The organism is Ligilactobacillus acidipiscis DSM 15836 (genome assembly GCF_001435755.1).
Taxonomy (GTDB): domain Bacteria; phylum Bacillota; class Bacilli; order Lactobacillales; family Lactobacillaceae; genus Ligilactobacillus; species Ligilactobacillus acidipiscis.
The window spans coordinates 1-301 of record NZ_AZFI01000411.1 but is presented as its reverse complement, the minus strand read 5'-3'; the positions used below and the strand labels follow the sequence as shown (position 1 = coordinate 301).

1 pseudogene is annotated in these 301 nt (G+C 54.5%); it reads right to left on the bottom strand.

Annotation, left to right across the window (positions count from 1 at the left end):
• Positions 1-11: 11 nt before the first annotated feature.
• A pseudogene (locus tag FC65_RS11290) lies at positions 12-299 on the bottom strand (aquaporin); the annotation flags it as partial.
• Positions 300-301 lie beyond the last annotated feature (2 nt).

Sequence of the window (301 nt, the reverse complement as noted above, 5' to 3'; positions counted from 1 at the left end):
AAACGTCCCTAATACTGCGCAACGTGTGACCAGGGGAAGAGACCAACCGTTGCTTGACCAATCGTAATCGCAGGGTTCAAGTGGTTTCCAGAGATTGCCCCGAACATCATTGCTGGCAGCATAACCCCCAGCCCGTACCCCGACGCCACCAGTAACCAACCCCCGTTGGCGAGTCCTGGATCGTCGTTTCCGGTCGTGTTCTTTAGGAATGCATTAGCGACAGCACCGTTGCCTAGTAGCACTAGGATCAGGGTGCCAAAGAATTCTGCAGCGTAGCGTGCTTCCCATGAACCTGTCATCT